The organism is Sphingobium sp. TKS (assembly GCF_001563265.1).
Classification (GTDB): domain Bacteria; phylum Pseudomonadota; class Alphaproteobacteria; order Sphingomonadales; family Sphingomonadaceae; genus Sphingobium.
The window spans coordinates 4,074,006-4,092,803 of the sequence record NZ_CP005083.1 but is presented as its reverse complement, the minus strand read 5'-3'; the positions used below and the strand labels follow the sequence as shown (position 1 = coordinate 4,092,803).

Here is an 18,798-nt window from a genome sequence, read left to right as displayed (position 1 = left end):
GGGCGAAGGATGAAGGACACAATGTCACCACCTCCCCCCACCCGGCCGGATGGGGAAGGCGATGCCATTGGTCTCGCCCGATGCGAAAGATTTGCATCCCTCGCGTCCCGCCCGCCATGACCTCTCGGCCAAATATGTTGACGAACGGCCCGCTCCTTATGCGGAACGGCTGGCTACTCCCCAGATGACGCACGGGCATCTAGGATAGATCAGGCAAGAAGGCAAGCCGCACGCGCGGCCCCAATGACGGCTTGCGGCTATCCTCCGTTCCTTTGATGGATGGAATGAGGACTGCAGATGGCCATTTGCTGCCGTTAAGCGCGCCGCGCTCCTGCGAAAGCAGGAGCCCAGTTCAGACGGTCCGATAATCCACAGAGGGCAAGACTGGGCTCCTGCCTTCGCAGGAGCACGGTTCAACCAAGGCGAACATCAATGTCCACCCTCCACCTAAATCCGAACTCGCCCATCATCAGCCCAAACCTACCAGCGGCACGATGTCGACCGGCCGCCCGTTGCGCCGCAATTCGACGGTGATGCTCGGCCGCCCCGGTCCCGCATTGCCGATCGGATCGCCTTGCCGCACGCTGTCCCCCACCGCCGCGTTGAGGCGCAGCAGGCCGGTGATCAGCGTCGTCCAGCCGCCCCCATGGTCGATGATCACGATCTGCCCATAGCCGCGATACGGCCCGGCAAAGACGATGCGCCCCGCGGTCGGCGCCACCGCCAGAGCCTCCGGCCGGGTGGCGATGGTAAGCCCCCGCGAGCGGACGCCGCTTTCGGACACCTCGCCCATGCCCGTCACCAACTGTCCGACGACTGGCAGGCGATAGGGCGGCGCCGCGCCAAGGCCGCGTGGGCGTTGGGGCGCGGGGGCGCGGGCCTGGTCGGGCCGGGCGGGGCGCGGCAAGGGGCCGGGCAAGGCCGCCAATCGGTCGCGCAGGTCGCCCGCTTCCTCCAGCTTGTCCATCAGGTCGACGATATCGCGCGCGCGCTCGCCCAGCGCCAGGGCGCGATCGCTTTCCAGATCGGCATTGGCCCGGTAATCCTGCGCGGCGAGCCGCTTTTGCGCTTCCAGCGTCTGGAGCGCGGCTTGGCGCTGCTTCAGATCCTGCTGGCTCTGCGCGAGCGAATCCGCTGCCTGTTCTGCCGTTGCGCGCAGGGCATGGCTGCGGTCCAGTTCTGCGCGCAACCCGGCGGTGCGTTCGCGGATGACGGGCAGTACCTGGCCCAGCACGGCGCGCATATGGATGGCGTCGCTGATCGATCCGGGCTGGACCAGGGCGAGAGCCAGCGGTCGTTGCGCCATCATTTGCAAGGCGGCGGTCAGCCGGACGACGGGCTCTTGTTTCGCGGCGAGGCGGGCGGCCTGGGCGCGCTGAAGCCGGGCGATGATGGCGATGCGGGCCTGGGCGGCCTGGATGTCGGCTTCTGCCTGCTGGATGCGGGCGGCCATGGCGGCGGCGCGGCGGCGGGCCTGGTCGGCTTCGTCGCGGGCCATTGCGGCTTGCCGTTCGAGCCGTTCGGAGCGGTCGCGGGCCTCATCCGACTGGCGGCGCGCGGTCTTGAGGGCGGATTGTCCTTCGCCAAGGCTGGTGCCGCCGGTGCCAGGCATGATGATGGCTTGGCCATCGGCGGCGGGCAGGCGCGAGGACGCGAGGGCCGCCGCCCCAGCGAGCAATGCCGCGATGATCGCCGTCCGTTTCACCTTTGCCCCCTGCCGGTTCCGGGTTCGGGACCGACTGGGCCTAACTAAGCCCTGTTCCGATAGAAGGAAAGCGCCTCTATCCTTCCCTGTGGTATGGATGCCCGGCCAGGATCGAGCAGGCGCGCCACAATTGCTCGGCCAGCATGGCGCGGGCCATCATATGGGGCCAGGTCATAGCGCCGAAAGCGATCAGCAGGTCGGCATTGTCGCGTTCCGCATCGTCGAAGCCATCCGCCGCGCCGATCAGGAAGCGGCATTCCCGCTTTCCGGAATCGCGCCAGCCTTCGATCCGCTTGGCGAAATCCATGGAGTTAAGCTGGCGGCCCTTCTCGTCCAGCATCACCGTCACGCAAGCCGGCGGGGCGGGAGGCAGCTTGCCGCCCCGATCCGGCAGTTCGGTGATCTTGAACGGCATGGTCAGCCGCTTGGCATAGCGGTCGACCAATTCCGCCTCGGGCGAGCGCCCGATCTTTCCGCGCGCGATGATATGGAGGAGCATGTCCTCCCCCTAATGGCTCAACGCGCGCTTGTCGAAGGGTGGATCAGGCCGTTCCCGCCACCGGCGCGTCGACAAAACCCCACATCCGCTCCAGATTGTAGAAGCTGCGCACCTCCGGCCTGAACAGGTGGACGATCACGTCGCCGGCATCGATCAGCACCCAGTCGGCCACAGGCAGACCTTCGACGCGGGCGGACCGCCCGGTGGCCTGCTTGATCCGCTCGGCCAGCTTCTGCGCCATCGACGCGACCTGACGCGACGAGCGCCCGCTCGCGATCACCATATGATCAGCGATGCTGCTCTTGCCTTCGAGGGGGATGGAAATGGTTTCCTGCGCCTGGTCGTCGTCAAGCGACTTGAGGACAAGGTCATGCAGGGCGGCAACGCTGTCGGCGCTCTGGGCCGTGTCGTTGGCGGGATGCGGTCTGGTCAAACGGGCTCCATTCTAGACAATCAACCGGCGCGTGAGCGGGTCGCGCACGCGTTTCTGTTCATATTCGCGATGCCAGAGGGGGTCTGCCTGCCGCAGCAGGGTCGCCGATCTTGGATCAGGGCGAAAGCGCAGAAGCACAAGCGCCGGCGGTCTCCAATCCGTCCATGCTGCACTCTGGCGTGCGGGCCGGACGAAGCGCCGCAGCCAGCTCATGGCCGATGAACCACGGGCGACCTCATCATAGCCGGGCCGGGCGATTACGGCAATGGGCATAATCCGGGCTATGCCGCGCCAGTCCTTCCATTGGCCGAACTGGGCAAGATTGTCGGCGCCCATCAGCCAAATAAAGCGGTGCCGGGGATAGCGGCTCTGAAGCGATTTCAGTGTGTCGACGGTATAGCGAGTGCGAAGCTGCGCTTCGATCGCTGTGGGGCGGATAGGGTTGCGCCGCGCAACTTTTTGCGCGTGGGCGAGGCGTGCGGGGAGGGGCGCCATTCCGGATTTGGGCTTCAGCGGATTTCCGGGAGACACCAGCCACCAGACTTCATCGAGCTTCAGCGCGTCCATCGCGAACAGGGAAATGGCCCGATGCCCGCCATGCGCTGGATTGAAGGAGCCGCCGAGAAGGCCGATGCGTTTCATGATTCGCCCATGCCAGTTGGCGGAGTTCGGAGCAAATCTCCTGCGCAAGTGGATAGATGTTTAGCGAGCTAAGCTGATTGTCGTAGTCTCGACAAAGGCCGGGCTTTGGGAGGCTGGGTTGCGTGCCATTCATCTATGGTTCTCGCCGGATTAGCGAAATGGAAGGCGGGTTTTGGTCTTTCCGGACATTTTCGAAGTTCGTCATCCCCGCGAAGGCGGGGATCCATCTCCTGACCTAACCGCTTGATGCAACGCTGGGAGATGGAATGGACCGGAAGTATAATTAGCTTCCTAATATTTGATCGAGCCTGTCTGTCCTATTCCGCCGCATTCGGCAGAGCCTCCGGCAACGCCCGCACGGCTTCCGCCGACACCGGCTCCCGGACCAGCGCCTCCACCGGCTCCAGTTCTTCCAGTTCCTTGCCACCGGTTTCGATATTGAGGTCGCGCAGCTTGCGTCCCGTCACTAGCACGCGGCCTTCGAAGCTTCCCACGAAGCTGTTATAATCCGCCACCGCCCCAGTGAGCCGGTTGCCAAGCTTCTTGAGCGAGCCCGCCGCCGCCGCCAGTCGTTCATAAAGTTCCTTACCGAGCATGCCGATTCGCTTGGCCTCGTCCGCCATCTTCTCCTGACGCCAGACCGCCGCCACGGTTCGGGCGATGGCAATGAGGTTGGTCGGCGTGGCCAGCAGCACGCGTTTGCCGAAGGCATGGTCCCAAAGCTGCGGATCATGCTCCAGCGCCGCGGAGAGGAAATGTTCGCCCGGCACGAACATGATCACATAGTCGGGCGCGTCCTCGAACTGGTCGGCATAGCTTTTCCGCCCCAGCGTCTCGACATGGGCGCGCATCGCGGCGGCATGGGCGGACAGGAAACGCTTCTTCTCCTCGTCGCCCTCCGCCCCATAGGCGTCCTGATAGGCGTTCAATGACACCTTGGCGTCAATCACCAGCGCCCGCCCGCCCGGCACCCGCAGGATCGCGTCGGGGCGCAGGCGGCCATCCTCGCCCTCCACGCTGACCTCGGTATGGAAATCGACATATTCGGAAAGGCCGCAGGTTTCGAGGACGTTGCGCAACTGCTGCTCGCCCCACCGCCCGCGCGCCTTGGGGGCATGGCGCAGCGAATCGACCAGACGCTGTGCTTCGGCGCGCACCGCCTCCTGCCCGGTCTTCATCGATTCGATCTCGCCGCGCAATATGCCATAGGCCTCGGTACGCTGCTGCTCGATCTGGGTGATCTTCTGGTCGTAGCGCTGGATCGTCTCATTGACTGGATGCAGCAACTGCTTGAGCTGCGCCTCGCTCTTCTCATGTGCCTGCGCCATGCGCTGGTCGGCGCGTTCGAGGAAATGGCTCTGCGCCTGGTGCAGCAGCTTGCCGCCAATCTCGCTGAACTGGGCCGAAAGCTGCTCCTTGGCGTCCTTGAGCGCAGCGATCTGCGCCTCGAACGCTTCCGCCCGCGCTTGTGTGTCGGATTGCAGCGCCGCCAGCTCCCGCGCCACCAGTTCCCGCGCCGATCGCTCCGCATCCAGCCTTTGCGCCAGATCCGCCGCCTGCGCCGCGCGCTCCTGCGCCACCACCAGTTCCTGAAGCGCCGCGTTGCGCTGGGTCGCCGCCATGTCGAGCTTGCCCGCCAGATCGGCCTTTTCCGCCACAAGTGGCGTCACGGACTTGCCCCGCAACAGCCAGCCGATCCCCAGCCCGGCGACCAGGGCTACAACAACAAGAATGACGGCCAGGCTGTCCATATATACCCCTTTATGGAACGAAAGGTGAACCTAGCGACGTGACGTCATTGCCGCAAGCCTCCTCATGCCGCCCTAGCGCTGACAGCCTGCGCATGGGGCACCGCGAAGCGCTGGCGATAATCACCGGGCGACAGGCCGACCAACCGGTGGAACAGCTTGCGGAAGGCGGCGGCGTCCTCATAGCCGACGCTCCAGGCGATCTGGTCGACCGTGCGCCGGGTGAATTCCAGAAGCTCGCGTGCCTTGGCGATCCGCAGATGCTGGGCATATTCGATCGGGGTCATGCCGGTCGCGGCCTTGAAACGGCGCTGGAAGGTGCGTTCTTCCATGCCCACTTGCCCGGCCATTTCCCCGACGCTGACCACTTTGGCCTCCCGCGCCTGCAACCAGTGCTGGACCTTCAATATCGGCTCGTCGCCATGGGTGAGGCGCGGCACGAAGCGGGCATAATGGCGCTGCTCGCGGCCTGCCGGATCGACCAGCAGGAATTTTCCCGTATCCAGCATCACCGTCGGCCCCAGCAGCCGGTCGACCAGCCGCAGGCCCAGATCGGTCCAGGCCATCAGCCCGCCCGCCGTGATGATGTCGCCATCGTCGATCACCATCCGGTCGCTGTCGAGCCGCACTTTGGGAAAGCGTTCGCGAAAGCGGTCCGCGAACAGCCAGTGCGTCGTCGCCGGCCGCCCATTCAGCAACCCCGTGGCGGCCAGCATGAAGGCGCCGCCGCAATTGGACGCGAGCGTCGCCCCCTGCGCATGGCGGTCGAGCAGCCAGCGCGCATAGGGTGCCGATTCCTCCGCATCCGGCGGGCCGGTGAGGCGCCCCGGGATCAGCAGGATCTCGGGCGTGCCGCCCAAGGCTTCGGCCTCATGCGTGTCATAGCTGCGCGTGAAGCCGTGCTCCTCGTCCCGTTCCCAATGGCTGACCCGCAAGACCGGGCCGCCATGCTCGGCCGAAAAATGCCCGGCGATCGTCAGCAGGTCGGTCACGCCATGGACCATCGCCATCTGGCAACCGGGATAAAGCAGTATCCCGACCTCCGCCCTGGGAAGCATCGTGTCAGCCATCATCGACGCCCTCATGTCGGAATCGGCCCGTTTAATGTCGGGTCCGCCAATTCTGACCATGAGCCGCTTCTCCTATTTCCGCAAGCACAGGGCGTCGGAAGCGCCCTTCATCGGAAGGGAAGTCATCATGAGCCATTTCATCACCGCCAAGGACGGCACCCGCATCTTCTATAAGGATTGGGGACCGCGCGACGGACAGCCGATCATCTTCTCCCATGGCTGGCCGCTGAGCGCCGATGCCTGGGACGCGCAGCTCGTCTTCTTCGCCAATCAGGGCTTTCGTGCCATCGCCCATGACCGCCGCAGCCATGGTCGTTCGGACCAGGTGTGGGACAATAACAATATGGATGGCTATGCTGACGATCTGGCCGATCTGATCGAGACGCTGGACCTGCATGACGTCATATTGGTCGGCCATTCGACCGGCGGCGGCGAAGTCACCCGCTATGTCGGCCGCCATGGCACCAGCCGCGCCGCAAAGCTGGCGCTGATCGGCGCTGTCCCGCCGCTGATGCTGAAGACCGAAGCCAATCCCGGCGGCCTGCCGATCGAGGTGTTCGACGGTATCCGCAAAGGCACGTTCGACAATCGCAGCCAGTTCTTCAAGGATCTCACCATCCCCTTTTACGGCTATAACCGGAAAGGCGCGGCGATCTCCGAAGGCCTTCGCGAAGAATTCTGGCGGCAGGGCATGGCGGGCGGCTTGAAGGGCCAGCTCGACAGCATCCGCGCCTTTTCGGAAAGCGACTTCACCGCCGATCTGAAGAAGGTCGATGTGCCGACGCTCGTTCTGCACGGCGGCGACGACCAGATCGTGCCGATCGGCGCTTCGGCCCTCTCCACCGTCAAGATCGTGTCCCATGCTGTGCTGAAGGTGTATGAAGGGGCGGATCATGGACTGACGCAGACGCATCAGGATCGGTTCAACGCCGACCTGCTGGATTTCATCAACGGCTGAACCGCGAAGGGGGACTTCGCGCCCCCGACGCTGTGCTTACTGCAAGGAAACGACCATGGCTCAGGAAACATTCCTCATCACCGGCGCCTCGGACGGGATCGGCGCGATCTATGCCGACCGGATCGCCCGGCGCGGCGCCAATCTGATCCTCGTCGCCCGGCGCGTGGACAAGCTTGCCGATCTCGCCAACCAACTGCACGCCCAAACCGGCGTGCATGTCGAGGTGCTGGCGGCCGATCTCGCTGACCCAGAAGACCTCGCCCGGATCGAAGCCCGGCTGCGCGATGACGACAGCATCACCGGCCTCGTCAACAATGCCGGGATCGCGGGCGAGAGCAGCTTCGTCGACACCGATCCCGCCCATCTGACCGGCATGATCGACCTCAACGTGCTGGCGGTGACGCGGCTCTCCTCCGCCATCGCGCCGCGCCTCGCGAAAAAGGGAGCGGGGGCGATCATCAACATCACCTCGGTCACGGCGCTGATGCCGGAGAGCTTCAGTGCCGTCTATCCCGCGACCAAGGCGTTCGTGCTGGCCTTCACCGAAGCCCTCCAGGCGCAATTGGGGTCCAAGGGCGTGCGCGTGCAGGCGGTGCTGCCCGGAATCACGCGGACCGCGATCTGGAGCGACGAGCAACTCGCCAACTTTCCGCCGTCCATGGTGATGGAAGCGGGCGAGATGGTGGATGCCGCGCTCGCCGGTTTCGACATGGGCGAGCCGATCACCATTCCCGCCCTGCCCGACAATGCGCAACTCGACGCCTATCTGGCCGCCCGGGCGGCGTTGCGGCCCAATCTGTCGCTCGCCCATGCGGCGCCCCGCTATGGGATTACGCAAGCAGTGGAGTAATATGTCGTCACCTCTCCTGCCCGTCATTCCCCCCAAAAGCGGGAATGACGGGGAGGAGAGCGGCAGTTTTAAAAAGGAGGCATGTCATGATCCTCGATCTCATCCCCCTGCCGCAGTTCATCGCGCTGCATGTCGGCATCAGCCTGATCGGCATCGTGAGCGGCCTCGTCGCTCTCCCGGCCATGGCGCGAGGCTGGTGGGTGCCGCGCACGCAGGCGGTGTTTCTGGTGACGACGCTGCTCACCAGCCTCACCGGCTTCCTTTTCCCCTTCCACGGCTTCACGCCCGCGATCGGGGTGGGGGCGATCTCGACCGTCGATCTGGTGGTGGCCTTCGTCGCGCTCTTCGCCCTTGATCGCGCAAGCTGGGCACGGGCGGCCTATGCGATCAGCGCGACCGTGGCGCTGTGGCTTAACCTGTTCGTGCTGGTGGCGCAGGTATTCCAGAAGGTGGCGGTGCTGGATGCCCTGACGCCCAGCGTCATGCTCGCCGCGCAGAGCCTGCTGCTGATCGCGATGCTGGTCCTCGGCGCAGCGCTCCTGCGGCGCGCTCAGGCCAAGGACGAGCGGAACGCCGCCAATCGCGCCACCGCCTGATCCAGAACCTCGTCCGCCTTGGAAAAGCAGAGGCGGACGAGGTGCGTCACCGGATCGGCGGGGTAGAAGGCGGAAATCGGGATCGCCGCGACGCCGGCTTCATCGATGATCCGCTCGCAGAAGGTGACGTCGTCCATGGCGATGCCCGAAGCGGGCAGGTCTATGGTCACGAACCAGGTGGCGGCGCTGGAATTGACGGCATAGCCCGCCCGGCTCTGTTGCAAAGATTGGCGGCAGTCAGAGGTAGGCTGTCGCTCTGCGCCGATCAGGCGGCTGCTGCGAAATGGTGGTTGAGCATGCCCATGGCCTCCGTCAGCGCCGAGGGCCCAATGCCAAAAGCTCTCTCCACAAGGCGCACCTCGCCCCTGATGCCGGGCTGCAGGCACCAGGGGCGAGCCTGTCCTTTGCGCAGGGCTCGCATGACTTCGAATCCCTTGATCGTGGCATAGGCCGTGGGGATCGATTTGAAACCGCGCACCGGCTTGATCAGTATCTTGAGCTTTCCGTGATCGGCCTCGATCACGTTATTGAGATACTTCACCTGCCGGTGGGCCGTCTCCCGGTCCAGCTTTCCTTCGCGCTTCAATTCGGTGATCGCTGCACCATAGCTCGGCGCTTTGTCGGTATTGAGCGTGGCAGGCTTTTCCCAGTGCTTCAGGCCTCGCAGGGCCTTGCCCAGGAACCGCTTCGCTGCCTTGGCGCTGCGGGTCGGCGACAGGTAGAAATCGATCGTGTCGCCCCGCTTGTCGACTGCCCGGTACAGGTAGGTCCACTTGCCCCGCACCTTGACGTAGGTTTCATCCAGGCGCCAGCTCGGATCAAAGCCACGCCGCCAGAACCAGCGCAGCCGCTTCTCCATCTCCGGGGCGTAGCACTGGACCCAGCGATAGATCGTCGTATGGTCGACCGAAATGCCGCGTTCCGCCAGCATTTCCTCAAGGTCGCGATAGCTGATCGGATAGCGACAATACCAGCGCACCGCCCACAGGATCACATCACCCTGGAAATGGCGCCACTTGAAATCCGTCATCGTTCCGTCCGTCCAATCTCCGCCAAGCATGCTCAAGCTTCACGATTTTTGCAACAGAGCCCAAATGGGTATTTTCTCCCGCACCCGCGACATCATCGCCGCCAATGTCACCGACCTGCTCGACAAGGCGGAAGACCCGGCGAAGATGATCCGCATGATCATCCTCGAAATGGAGGAGACGCTGGTCGAGGTGCGCGCCTCCGCCGCCCGCACCATCGCCGACCAGAAGGAAATGCGGCGCCATATCGCCAAGCTTCAGGGCTTGCAGGATAGCTGGACGGAAAAGGCCCAGCTCGCGCTCAGCAAGGATCGCGAGGATCTTGCCAAGGCCGCGCTGGTCGAAAAGCAGAAGGCGGCCGACATGGCGGAACAGCTTTCCCACGAGATCGAGGTGCTGGACGAAGCGCTGCGTGCCTCGGAAGAGGATATCGCCAAGCTCCAGGCCAAGCTGCGCGAGGCCCGCGCCCGTCAGAACAGCCTTGTGACCCGGATGGAAAGCGCCCAGAATCGGCTGCGCGTCCGCGAAGCCTATGCCGGTGAAAAAGTGAATGACGCCTTCGCCCGCTTCGACATGCTGGAGCGCCGCGTGGACATGGCCGAAGGCCGCGCCGACGCCGTAACTTTGGGCCAGCAGCCCAAGACGCTGGAAGAAGAGATTGCCGAGCTGAAGGCGTCCGACAAGGTCGATGCCGAACTCGCCGCGCTCAAGGCCAGCATGCAAAAGGGAGAGTGACGCATGGAGGACGTGTTCCTGCCCATCATGATCTGCGGCATGCTGTTCATCGGCATGCCCTGGCTGATCTTCCACTATGTCACCAAGTGGAAGCAGGCGCCCAAGATCACCGATGAGGACGAGAAGCTGCTGGACGATCTTCACCTGCTCGCCCGGCGGCTGGAGGAGCGGTTGCAGACGGTCGAACGGATCGTCGCCGCCGACAATCCCGATTTCCGTCCCGCCCGTCCGTCGCAAGACGATGGCTATGAATTCGACCGCCAAAATCCCGACAGGAGGAATTGAGATGGCTGCCCGTCGTACCAAATTCTATCTCGACAAGCAGAATGGCAAGTGGATGGGCGTGTGCGCCGGCATTGCCGACTATACGGGGATCGACGTGCTGTGGGTCCGGGTCGGCGCGGTGCTGGTGACGCTGATGGGAGCCTTTCCCTGGACGCTGATCGCTTATTTCGTCGTCGCCTATTTTGCCGAGAACAAGCCGCTGGGCCTTTATGCGGACCGGGATGACGAGAAATTCTGGCAGGGCGTGCGCACCAACCCGGCGCGCTCCACCCGCGATGTGCGGTCCAAGTTCCGCGACATCGACCGGCGCCTGGCCGACATCGAAACCTATTATACCAGCCGCAACACGCGCCTGGCCGATGAGATCGACAGCCTGCGTTGAGCGGCAAAGGGGACGCCGTTCATCGAACCGATAGCGGCGCCGGTCGAAACCAGGCTGCGTGACTTCATGAAAACGAAAAGCTGAAGGCGCCGCATCGGTTGCCGCACAGCTTGCCGCCTTGGGCGCGCCGAAGCGGAGCAAGGGAGACAGACAGATGAATCCGTTCGAAATGGTCGTCGCCATCGTCGCGATCACCGCCATCGCCAGCGTCGTCCGCGCCAAATATGGCGTCGTGCGCCGGCACAAGGGCGAAGACTTCGTGTCTCGCGGCCCCGATCCGGAAGCGGAACGGCTGCAGGCGGAGGTGAAGGCGCTCAAGGATCGCGTCGCCGTGCTGGAACGGCTGGCGACCGACGGCTCCACCGCGCTGGAGCGGGAATTCGACAAGCTCAGGGACCGCGACTGACGCGGCCTGAAGGAAACATGCCTTAGGGAGGACAATATGCAGGACCCCCTTATCACTCTGACATTGGCGGTGGCGGGTTTGTCGGGACTCGTCATCGTCGCCATGACCACCCTGCGGGGCTGGAACGGCTGGCTGGATCTCAAGCGCGCGGAACTGGCGCGGCGGACGGATGAAACCGCGCCGCCATCGGCCGCCACGCGGATCGAGGTGGCGGACCTCAAGGAACGCATCCGCAAGCTGGAAGCCATTGCCGCGGGCGTGGACCTCTAATGCTTCGAAGGAGGAAAAGCGGCTTTCTTCCGCCGCTTTTCCTCCTATATGGCGGCTATGACCGATCACGCCGTCCTTGCCGATCTTTACGAGGAATATGAATTTCTCGATGCCGACGACCGCTATCGGCTGCTGATCGATCTTGGCCGGGCTCTGGAACCCATGCCCGACGCACTCAAGACCGATGCGACGCTGGTCAGGGGCTGTTCGGCGGCGGTGTGGGTCTATCCCACGGTGCTGGACGCCGATTCCGCCGATGGGGGCCGGCTCCATTTCCTGGCGGACAGCAATGCGGCGATCACCAAGGGGATTATCGCGCTGGTGCTGCTGACGGTGCAGGACCGGGCGCCCGCCGCGATCGCCGCGACCGACATCGAATCTGCGCTTTCGCCCTTCGATCTTCGCAACCAGCTCAGCTCCAACCGGACGCAGGGTATTCCCAACATGATCGCGCTGATCCGGGAAACCGCCTCGCGCTATAGCTGAACCGAGGGAAACCGGGCCCGGCTGATGCGTTCTCCTCCCGTAATGACGACGGGATAGGAGAGAAAAGATGCGCACCCTCTGGGCACTGGCCGCCGTGGGACTGGTCGCTGCCTGCTCCTCGCCGGAGGACAAGGCGCCGACCCAGCGCGACCAGATCGGGCAGGTCTGGAAATATGAGAGCGGCGAGCATGGAAAGGTCAAGGTCGCCTATATCGGCAGCGCCAACACGGTCCAGACCATGACGGCGGCGGACACTTTTTCCGTCCTGCTGGTCCAGCCGATGGAAAAGGGAGAGGCGGACGTCACCGTCAAGCTGGTCGGCGCGCCTTTTACCTGCGACCTGTCCGATTGCAGCGTCACGGCCACCACGGATGACGGCAAGACGCATGAATGGAAGGGACGGATGACGGATAATAAGGACGGCATCGAAGTCCTGCCCGCAGCCGGAGCCTATGGCGCGATCAAGGACAGTAAGACGATCAAAGTGAATCTGGTGGTGGGACCGAAGGACAAGAGCTTCCCCTTCCAGTTCAATGTCGCCGGGCTGGATTTGAAGGGGTGAAGCATTGCCGTGTTCCTGCCTTCGCAGGAACATGACCCGCCAAGACGCTTCACTCCTGTAACGACACACCCGGACTGCGCGGATCGGCGCCGCCGACCCAATGGCCGTCCGCTCTCCGCTCCGCCGCATTGGCCTTCAGGCCGAAGCGGTTGATCGATACCTTGTGCCCCAGCTTCTCCAGCGGCGCCTTCATCGCCTCCAGCGACGTGCCCTGTTCCAGCACTAGCCCGTCCTTGTCGAAGAATTCGAACCCCAGCGCGATCGAATCCTGCGCGGACAGCCCCCAGTCGAAATGCGCGATCAGCGCCTTTGCGACCTGCATGATGATGGTCTTTCCCCCCGCCGCGCCGACGGTGAAGATGGGCGTCCCCGCCGCGTCATAGACGATGGTGGGCGACATGGACGACAGCGGTCGCTTGCCCGGCTCGACCCGGTTGGCGACGGGTGCGCCGTCCTTTTCGGGCGTGAAGCTGAAATCGGTCAGCTCATTGTTCAGGATCACGCCATTGGCCACAAGCTGGCTGCCGAAGAAGCTTTCGATGGTGGAGGTCCAGGCGGCGATATCGCCATTGCGGTCCACCGCGACGAAATGGCTGGTGCCCGATTCCGGCTGGGGCAGGGCGGCGGTGCGCTTCCCCGCGCCAGGCGGCGTGCCGGGGCGATAGTCATTGAGCGCCTTGCCCATGGAAATCAGCGCCGATCTCTGCTTCAGATAGGCGGGATCGATCAACCCGGCGATCGGCACCGACACGAACTCGGGATCGCCCAGATAAGTGTCGCGATCGGCATAAGCGAGTTGCATTGCCTCCCCGATCACATGCCAGGACCGGGGATCGTCCTTGCCCCATTGCGCCAACGGGAATCGCTCGACCATGCCCAGCACCTGCAAAACGGTGATCCCGCCCGCCGAAGCCGGACCCATGCCGCAGACCGTATAGATGCGATAAGGACCACAAACCGGCTTGCGTGGCTTGGCCTGATAGCCAGCGAGGTCGGCCTCCGTCATCGGCACCGGGTTTTTGGGCGCGTTGCTGACCGTTTCGGCAATCGCCCTGGCATTGTCACCCAGATAGAAGGCGTCCGGCCCCTCCGCCGCGATTCGCCTGAACAATGCGGCGAGCGGCGGGTTCTTGAGGATCGTCCCCATCGGCGCGGGCTTGCCGTCGATCCAGAAATATTTCTGGATTTCGGGAAAGTCCGCCCAGACCGGCGCCACCGCCTTCATCGCCGTGTCGAGCCGCTGGCGCAGTTCGAACCCCTGTTCGGCAAAGCGGATGGCGGGCTGGAACAGGTCGGCCCAGGGCAGCTTGCCCCATTTGCGATGCGCGTCCCAGGCCAGCCGCAAATTGCCGGGCACCCCGACGGAATAGCCGCCCGGCCATGCTTGGCGGAAGGGCAGGGGTTGGCCGTCCGCCCCCATGAAACGGTCGGGCCGCGCTGCCGCCGGGGCGGTTTCGCGCCCGTCGATCGATTCCAGCACGCCGGTCCGCCCGTCATGATGCATCAGGAAGCCGCCGCCGCCGATGCCGCTATTATGCGGTTCGACGACATTGAGCGTCAGCATCATGGCGATGGCGGCGTCGGTGGCGCTGCCGCCCCTGCGCAATATTTCCTGCCCGGCCTCGGCGGCGCGGGGATCGGCGGCGGAGACGGTGACGTTGACCGAAACCGGCTCCCGCGCCGCGAGCGGGGCAGGAACGAGGGCATAAAGAGCGAAGGGAGCCAGCAGGCCGAAAAGGCGAGAAGTCATGTCCGGCACCCTAATCGCTGCGTTGCGGTCTGCAACCCATATGACGGATCAGGCGTTGATACCCACTATCTCGCTGATATTCCTGACCCCGTCACGCGCCATCAGCGCTTTCAGGCCCGCATTGATCCGCTTGGCGAGATAAGGCCCCTCATAGACCAGGGCGCTGTAGAGCTGGATCAGGCTCGCCCCGGCGCGGATGCGGGCATAGGCCTGCTCCGCATTGGCGATGCCCCCCACGCCGATCAGCGGCAGGCGCGTGCCTAGCGCCCGGCGGAAGTCGCGCAGTTTTTGCAGCGCCAGATCGTGCAGCGGCGCGCCCGACAGGCCGCCCGCCTCGCCAGCCTGCGCGGACCGCAGCGAAGGCCGGGAAATGGTGGTGTTGGAAACGATCAGCGCGTCGATCCGGTGGTCGAGACAGGCGGCGGCGATATCCTCGACATCGGCTGGTTCCAGATCGGGGGCGACCTTCAGGAAAATGGGAGTGCGATTCGATCCCCGCGCCGCCATGACCGCGCCCAGCAACTGGTCCAGCGCGGCCCGATCCTGCAAGGCGCGCAGCCCCGGCGTATTGGGGGAGGAGATGTTGACCGTCAGATAATCGGCCAGCGGCGCCATGCAGATCACGCCCGTGGCATAATCCGCGATTCGGTCGGCGGCATCCTTGTTGGCGCCGATATTGATGCCGATGACCGGACCGCCTGGCCGCTTGCGCTTCGCGATCCGCTCCGCCGCCGCCGCCTGGCCGCCATTGTTGAAGCCCATGCGGTTGATCACCGCCCGATCCTCGACCAGCCGGAACAGCCGGGGCAGCGGATTGCCCGGCTGCGGCAGCGGTGTCAGCGTCCCCAGTTCGGCAAAGCCGAAGCCCAGCCCGTGCATCTTGTGCGCGACCAGCCCTTCCTTGTCATAACCCGCCGCCAGACCCACCGGATTGGGAAAGGCGATGCCCGCCACCGTCTGCGCCAGCATCGAATCGGGTTCCAGCGCGGGAGGCACCGGCATCAGGCGCAGCAATTTGATGGACAGATGATGGGCGCGCTCGGCTTCCAGCGCGAAAAACAGGGGGCGGATCAGGCTGTAGGACATGGCGGCGCTATGCCAGCGCGGAAGGCCGGCGTCGAGTCGCTGTTGCAACGCGGCAACAGTGGGGAAGGATCGTCATTTCTTAACAAGATTCATTGGGATTCGTCCCGTTTTGGTCCGGCTAATGTCCGATCCATCCAATAAAATTTCCCCGATTCGGACGTAAGAGAGTCCTGCGACCCGAAGGCTCTAGGCCATTTGGCTGACGAGACCTTTTCCTGACCCGGCGGTGAAAACTGCCGGGTCATTTTTATGAGACGTCCCGTTCCATCGTCTCCGGACAGGACGGAAAGTGATATTCCGTTAAGCATAGCCCTTGCACCTTGGCGGCGATGGCGCATATTGCGTGCTGGGGTGAGATATGGGGTCGCATAACAGCGAAGCGCCCGGGGGGGCGCCAAATATCACGGCAAAAGATGGTCAGGCGCCATTGTCCTATACCGTCGATGCGGCGCAAGGACCGGTGCGTTTGCGCTACTTCGCGCTGCCCGAACAACTCAACGCCTATTTCGGCTCGCTTTATATCTTTACCGAAACGGCCGATCATTATTCCGATGTGACCCGCGCCGACGTGCCGCAACTTCGCTTCATGCTGGAAAATAGCGGCGACTATCATTTTCACGACGGAAAGATCGCGCCGACCCCTGAAGTCTGCCTGTTGGGTCCGACCCTGGGCGCGACCCGGTTCGAATTGAACGGCCCCGGCCGGGTGGTCGGCATTTCCCTGCTTCCGGCGGGATGGATCGCGCTGCATGGGGGCGATGCCAGTGCCCTGACCGATCGGGTAAAGGATATGGGGCATCTTCCGGGATATCGGGATCTGCTGGAAAAGCTGCGCGCCGCCGCCGATGCGGAGGCGATGGCGGCGCTTTGCTGGTCCTTCCTGGCGGAAAGGCTGGTCCCGCTGCCCGAATCGACATGGCGGCTGCTGGAGGCGGTGGACGGCTGGCTGATGGGGGAAGGCTCCCCGCGGATCGAGACCTTGGCCGATATCACCGGCCTGTCGCCGCGCCAGCTCGCCCGGCTCACCAACAAATATTATGGCTGCCCGCCCAAGCTGCTGGCGCGGAAATATCGCGCGCTCCGGTGCAGCGCGCGGATCGCGCTCGACCATGAAAGCTGGCAGGCGCTGTGCGATGACGGGCGCTTCTACGACCAGTCGCATTTCATTCGGGAGATCAAGCATTTCATCGGCCTGACCCCGCATCAGTTGCAGACTGAACCGAGCGCCGTGGCGCAGCTCACCTTGCTGCGCCGGTCGCTGGGCGGAGACGTGGCTGTGATCAACCGTTTCAGCTAGCGCCCTCACCCAAGCAAAAATGCCTTGATTCCGTCCGCTGGCGGGACCACATGCCAATCGGATTGATTCGATCCGATTTGAGAATGGTTCGCAAGACGCAGGTCATGAGGCTTTCGAGTTTCGCAGATTATGCCGTGGTGCTGATGTCGGCCGCCGCTCGCCATTGCGGTGCGGCGAAGATGAACGCGACCACGCTGAGCGCCGAAACCGGCATTCCGCTGCCCACCGCGCAGAAGCTGGTGAGCCGTCTTTCTGCCGCCGGCCTGCTCGAATCGAGCCGGGGCACCGGCGGCGGCGTGCGTCTCAGCCGTCCTCCCGCCGCGATCACGCTGGCCGATGTGGTGGAGGCGGTGGAAGGCCCCATCGCCATGACCGCCTGCGCGGACCATGGCGCGCATGACTGCTCGCTGGAGCAGGACTGCCGCGTGCGCCCGCATATGAACGTCGCGAACAATGCGATCCGATCGGCTTTGGCCCGGGTGACGATCGCCAGCCTTACCAGAGAAATGGCATGACCGAAGAAGCAACCACTGTTCGCAATCTCGAAGCGCATGAGGCCGCCGATCGCGCCTCCACCTACGAGCATGGCTGGTCCTCGGCCATCGAGCAGGACTTCGCGCCCAAGGGGCTGAACGAAGATACGGTCCGCTTCATTTCGGCCAAGAAGAAGGAACCGGAATGGCTGCTGGCATGGCGGCTGAAGGCCTTTGCCCTATGGCAGACGATGGACCCGCCGGAGTGGGCCAAGCTCAACATCCCGCCGATCGACTATCAGGACGCCTATTATTACGCCGAGCCGAAGAAGAAGGCGGAGCTGAATTCGCTGGATGAGGTCGATCCTGAGATATTGGCGACCTATCAGAAGCTGGGCATTCCTATTGCCGAGCAGGAAGTGCTGGCTGGCGTCAAGGGCAGCCGCAAGGTCGCGGTCGACGCGGTGTTCGACAGCGTCTCGGTCGCCACCACCTTCCGCAAGGAGCTGGAGGAGGCGGGCGTCATCTTCCGCTCGATCAGTGAGGCGGTGCGCGAATATCCCGATCTGGTGAAGAAGTGGCTGGGCAAGGTCGTGCCGATGCACGACAATTATTTCGCGACCTTGAATTGCGCGGTCTTTTCCGACGGCACCTTCGTCTACATTCCCAAGGGTGTGCGCTGCCCGATGGAACTCAGCACCTATTTCCGCATCAACGCGGAAAATACGGGGCAGTTTGAACGCACTTTGATCGTTGCGGACGAGGGGGCGTATGTCTCCTATCTCGAAGGCTGCACCGCGCCGATGCGCGACGAGAATCAGCTCCACGCCGCCGTGGTCGAACTGGTCGCGCTGGACGATGCGGAGATCAAATATTCCACCGTCCAGAACTGGTATCCCGGCGATGAGAACGGCAAGGGCGGCATCTATAATTTCGTGACCAAGCGGGCGCTCTGCCAGGGCCGCAACAGCAAGGTCAGCTGGACCCAGGTGGAAACCGGCTCGGCCATCACCTGGAAATATCCAAGCTGCGTGCTGAACGGCGAGAACAGCGTGGGCGAGTTCTACTCGGTGGCGCTGACCAACAACATGCAGCAGGCCGACACCGGCACCAAGATGATCCACAATGGTAAGGGCAGCCGCTCGACCATCGTGTCCAAGGGTATTTCGGCGGGGCGGTCGAACAACACCTATCGCGGCCTGGTGCGCGTGGCGCCGGGCGCGGAGGGCGTGCGCAACTTCACCCAGTGCGACAGCCTGCTGCTGGGCGACCTGTGCGGCGCGCATACCGTGCCCTATATCGAAGTGCGCAATCCCTCCGCCCAGATCGAGCATGAGGCGACCACCAGCAAGATCAGCGACGACCAGCTTTTCTACGCGATGCAGCGCGGGCTGGATCAGGAAAGCGCGGTCTCGCTGATCGTGAACGGCTTTGCCAAGGAAGTGCTGCAACAGCTCCCGATGGAGTTTGCCGTCGAGGCGCAGAAGCTGCTGGGCATTTCGCTGGAAGGGTCGGTCGGTTGAGGGAGTTGACGCCT

Annotated in this window: 22 protein-coding genes, 1 pseudogene and 1 riboswitch; of the genes and pseudogenes, 13 read left to right on the top strand and 10 right to left on the bottom strand. The window is 63.9% G+C overall.

Translation table 11 applies throughout. The features are described from left to right. Position 1: 1 nt before the first annotated feature. Positions 2–195, bottom strand: a riboswitch (yybP-ykoY riboswitch). 274 nt (positions 196–469) lie between these two features. The 6 genes from K426_RS20250 to K426_RS20225 form a co-directional block, all read right to left on the bottom strand. After that, positions 470–1,705 carry a murein hydrolase activator EnvC family protein gene (locus K426_RS20250; protein WP_066560812.1) on the bottom strand — a complete coding sequence of 412 codons (1,236 nt, stop codon included), beginning with the start codon at positions 1,703–1,705 and terminating at the stop codon, positions 470–472. A gap of 76 nt (positions 1,706–1,781) precedes the next feature. Continuing rightward, positions 1,782–2,204, bottom strand: coding sequence for a 23S rRNA (pseudouridine(1915)-N(3))-methyltransferase RlmH (locus K426_RS20245; RefSeq protein WP_066560804.1), 423 nt, complete (start codon positions 2,202–2,204; stop codon positions 1,782–1,784). 43 nt (positions 2,205–2,247) lie between these two features. Continuing rightward, positions 2,248–2,637, bottom strand: a complete 390-nt coding sequence (gene rsfS, locus K426_RS20240) for a ribosome silencing factor (RefSeq protein ID WP_037462830.1) — start codon at positions 2,635–2,637, stop codon at positions 2,248–2,250. A gap of 12 nt (positions 2,638–2,649) precedes the next feature. Further along, positions 2,650–3,327 (bottom strand): nicotinate-nucleotide adenylyltransferase, encoded by a 678-nt coding sequence (locus tag K426_RS20235; protein WP_257721803.1) that lies wholly within the window; start codon positions 3,325–3,327, stop codon positions 2,650–2,652. Positions 3,328–3,596: 269 nt separating this feature from the next. Continuing rightward, entirely contained in the window at positions 3,597–5,030 is a 1,434-nt protein-coding gene (rmuC, locus tag K426_RS20230) for a DNA recombination protein RmuC (protein ID WP_066560798.1), read from the bottom strand. Positions 5,031–5,092: 62 nt separating this feature from the next. Continuing rightward, positions 5,093–6,097, bottom strand: a complete 1,005-nt coding sequence (locus K426_RS20225; protein ID WP_145907527.1) for a GlxA family transcriptional regulator — start codon at positions 6,095–6,097, stop codon at positions 5,093–5,095. A 127-nt stretch (positions 6,098–6,224) separates the two neighbouring features. Between K426_RS20225 and K426_RS20220 the strand changes: the two genes are divergently transcribed. From K426_RS20220 to K426_RS20210, 3 genes are all read left to right on the top strand, one after another. After that, positions 6,225–7,055 (top strand): alpha/beta fold hydrolase, encoded by an 831-nt coding sequence (locus tag K426_RS20220; protein WP_066562069.1) that lies wholly within the window; start codon positions 6,225–6,227, stop codon positions 7,053–7,055. Positions 7,056–7,110: 55 nt separating this feature from the next. Beyond that, a complete protein-coding gene (locus tag K426_RS20215) occupies positions 7,111–7,905 on the top strand; it encodes an SDR family NAD(P)-dependent oxidoreductase (RefSeq protein WP_066560793.1) in 795 nt (264 codons plus the stop codon). An 86-nt stretch (positions 7,906–7,991) separates the two neighbouring features. Next, the gene (locus tag K426_RS20210) at positions 7,992–8,501 is read left to right on the top strand and encodes a hypothetical protein (RefSeq protein WP_066560792.1); all 510 of its coding nucleotides are present in this window, start codon (positions 7,992–7,994) and stop codon (positions 8,499–8,501) included. Here the strand turns inward: K426_RS20210 and K426_RS20205 are convergent. Together K426_RS20205 and K426_RS20200 are read right to left on the bottom strand one after the other, a co-directional pair. Beyond that, a pseudogene (locus K426_RS20205) lies at positions 8,456–8,710 on the bottom strand (aminotransferase); the annotation flags it as partial. The gene K426_RS20210 and the pseudogene K426_RS20205 overlap by 46 nt on opposite strands. Before the next feature lie 56 nt (positions 8,711–8,766). Continuing rightward, positions 8,767–9,531 carry an IS6-like element IS6100 family transposase gene (locus tag K426_RS20200; RefSeq protein WP_001389365.1) on the bottom strand — a complete coding sequence of 255 codons (765 nt, stop codon included), beginning with the start codon at positions 9,529–9,531 and terminating at the stop codon, positions 8,767–8,769. A 64-nt stretch (positions 9,532–9,595) separates the two neighbouring features. Here K426_RS20200 and pspA point away from each other — a divergent pair, with 64 nt between their 5' ends. The 7 genes from pspA to K426_RS20165 all read left to right on the top strand — a co-directional run bounded on the left by pspA (position 9,596) and on the right by K426_RS20165 (position 12,655). Beyond that, on the top strand, positions 9,596–10,264 hold the full coding sequence (gene pspA, locus K426_RS20195; protein WP_066562067.1) for a phage shock protein PspA: 669 nt from the start codon (positions 9,596–9,598) through the stop codon (positions 10,262–10,264). 3 nt (positions 10,265–10,267) lie between these two features. Continuing rightward, positions 10,268–10,549: an envelope stress response membrane protein PspB gene (gene pspB / locus K426_RS20190; RefSeq protein WP_066560788.1), complete on the top strand. Its 282-nt coding sequence runs from the start codon at positions 10,268–10,270 to the stop codon at positions 10,547–10,549. Between the two features lies 1 nt (position 10,550). Beyond that, positions 10,551–10,931: an envelope stress response membrane protein PspC gene (gene pspC, locus K426_RS20185; RefSeq protein ID WP_066560785.1), complete on the top strand. Its 381-nt coding sequence runs from the start codon at positions 10,551–10,553 to the stop codon at positions 10,929–10,931. 154 nt (positions 10,932–11,085) lie between these two features. Next, positions 11,086–11,337: a hypothetical protein gene (locus tag K426_RS20180; RefSeq protein WP_066560782.1), complete on the top strand. Its 252-nt coding sequence runs from the start codon at positions 11,086–11,088 to the stop codon at positions 11,335–11,337. A 36-nt stretch (positions 11,338–11,373) separates the two neighbouring features. Beyond that, positions 11,374–11,607 (top strand): hypothetical protein, encoded by a 234-nt coding sequence (locus K426_RS20175; protein ID WP_066560779.1) that lies wholly within the window; start codon positions 11,374–11,376, stop codon positions 11,605–11,607. Between the two features lie 48 nt (positions 11,608–11,655). Continuing rightward, positions 11,656–12,093 (top strand): SufE family protein, encoded by a 438-nt coding sequence (locus K426_RS20170; protein WP_443018199.1) that lies wholly within the window; start codon positions 11,656–11,658, stop codon positions 12,091–12,093. Between the two features lie 67 nt (positions 12,094–12,160). Beyond that, entirely contained in the window at positions 12,161–12,655 is a 495-nt protein-coding gene (locus K426_RS20165) for a hypothetical protein (RefSeq protein ID WP_066560774.1), read from the top strand. 49 nt (positions 12,656–12,704) lie between these two features. On the opposite strand, the gene ggt is transcribed toward K426_RS20165, so the two are convergent. Next, complete coding sequence (gene ggt / locus K426_RS20160) at positions 12,705–14,405, bottom strand: gamma-glutamyltransferase (RefSeq protein WP_066560771.1); 1,701 nt, start codon at positions 14,403–14,405, stop codon at positions 12,705–12,707. 48 nt (positions 14,406–14,453) lie between these two features. Further along, positions 14,454–15,491: a quinone-dependent dihydroorotate dehydrogenase gene (locus K426_RS20155; RefSeq protein ID WP_066562066.1), complete on the bottom strand. Its 1,038-nt coding sequence runs from the start codon at positions 15,489–15,491 to the stop codon at positions 14,454–14,456. Positions 15,492–15,957: 466 nt separating this feature from the next. On the opposite strand from K426_RS20155, the gene K426_RS20150 reads away from it, so the two are divergent. From K426_RS20150 to sufB, 3 genes are all read left to right on the top strand, one after another. Further along, positions 15,958–16,788, top strand: a complete 831-nt coding sequence (locus K426_RS20150; protein WP_082748951.1) for a helix-turn-helix domain-containing protein — start codon at positions 15,958–15,960, stop codon at positions 16,786–16,788. Positions 16,789–16,892: 104 nt separating this feature from the next. Next, complete coding sequence (locus tag K426_RS20145; protein WP_066562065.1) at positions 16,893–17,303, top strand: RrF2 family transcriptional regulator; 411 nt, start codon at positions 16,893–16,895, stop codon at positions 17,301–17,303. Further along, positions 17,300–18,784, top strand: a complete 1,485-nt coding sequence (gene sufB, locus K426_RS20140) for a Fe-S cluster assembly protein SufB (RefSeq protein WP_066560766.1) — start codon at positions 17,300–17,302, stop codon at positions 18,782–18,784. Before K426_RS20145 ends, sufB begins: the two co-directional genes overlap by 4 nt. Positions 18,785–18,798: the final 14 nt, after the last annotated feature.

Bases quoted from the DNA above. Each gene is read 5' to 3' on its own strand.
- K426_RS20245 (WP_066560804.1), bottom strand. From the start codon at position 2,204: ATGCTCCTCCATATCATCGCGCGCGGAAAGATCGGGCGCTCGCCCGAG.
- rmuC (WP_066560798.1), bottom strand. From the start codon at position 5,030: ATGGACAGCCTGGCCGTCATTCTTGTTGTTGTAGCCCTGGTCGCCGGG.
- K426_RS20225 (WP_145907527.1), bottom strand. From the start codon at position 6,097: ATGGCTGACACGATGCTTCCCAGGGCGGAGGTCGGGATACTGCTTTAT.
- K426_RS20220 (WP_066562069.1), top strand. From the start codon at position 6,225: ATGAGCCATTTCATCACCGCCAAGGACGGCACCCGCATCTTCTATAAG.
- K426_RS20215 (WP_066560793.1), top strand. From the start codon at position 7,111: ATGGCTCAGGAAACATTCCTCATCACCGGCGCCTCGGACGGGATCGGC.
- K426_RS20210 (WP_066560792.1), top strand. From the start codon at position 7,992: ATGATCCTCGATCTCATCCCCCTGCCGCAGTTCATCGCGCTGCATGTC.
- K426_RS20200 (WP_001389365.1), bottom strand. From the start codon at position 9,531: ATGACGGATTTCAAGTGGCGCCATTTCCAGGGTGATGTGATCCTGTGG.
- pspA (WP_066562067.1), top strand. From the start codon at position 9,596: ATGGGTATTTTCTCCCGCACCCGCGACATCATCGCCGCCAATGTCACC.
- pspB (WP_066560788.1), top strand. From the start codon at position 10,268: ATGGAGGACGTGTTCCTGCCCATCATGATCTGCGGCATGCTGTTCATC.
- pspC (WP_066560785.1), top strand. From the start codon at position 10,551: ATGGCTGCCCGTCGTACCAAATTCTATCTCGACAAGCAGAATGGCAAG.
- K426_RS20180 (WP_066560782.1), top strand. From the start codon at position 11,086: ATGAATCCGTTCGAAATGGTCGTCGCCATCGTCGCGATCACCGCCATC.
- K426_RS20175 (WP_066560779.1), top strand. From the start codon at position 11,374: ATGCAGGACCCCCTTATCACTCTGACATTGGCGGTGGCGGGTTTGTCG.
- K426_RS20170 (WP_443018199.1), top strand. From the start codon at position 11,656: ATGGCGGCTATGACCGATCACGCCGTCCTTGCCGATCTTTACGAGGAA.
- K426_RS20165 (WP_066560774.1), top strand. From the start codon at position 12,161: ATGCGCACCCTCTGGGCACTGGCCGCCGTGGGACTGGTCGCTGCCTGC.
- ggt (WP_066560771.1), bottom strand. From the start codon at position 14,405: ATGACTTCTCGCCTTTTCGGCCTGCTGGCTCCCTTCGCTCTTTATGCC.
- K426_RS20155 (WP_066562066.1), bottom strand. From the start codon at position 15,491: ATGTCCTACAGCCTGATCCGCCCCCTGTTTTTCGCGCTGGAAGCCGAG.
- K426_RS20145 (WP_066562065.1), top strand. From the start codon at position 16,893: ATGAGGCTTTCGAGTTTCGCAGATTATGCCGTGGTGCTGATGTCGGCC.
- sufB (WP_066560766.1), top strand. From the start codon at position 17,300: ATGACCGAAGAAGCAACCACTGTTCGCAATCTCGAAGCGCATGAGGCC.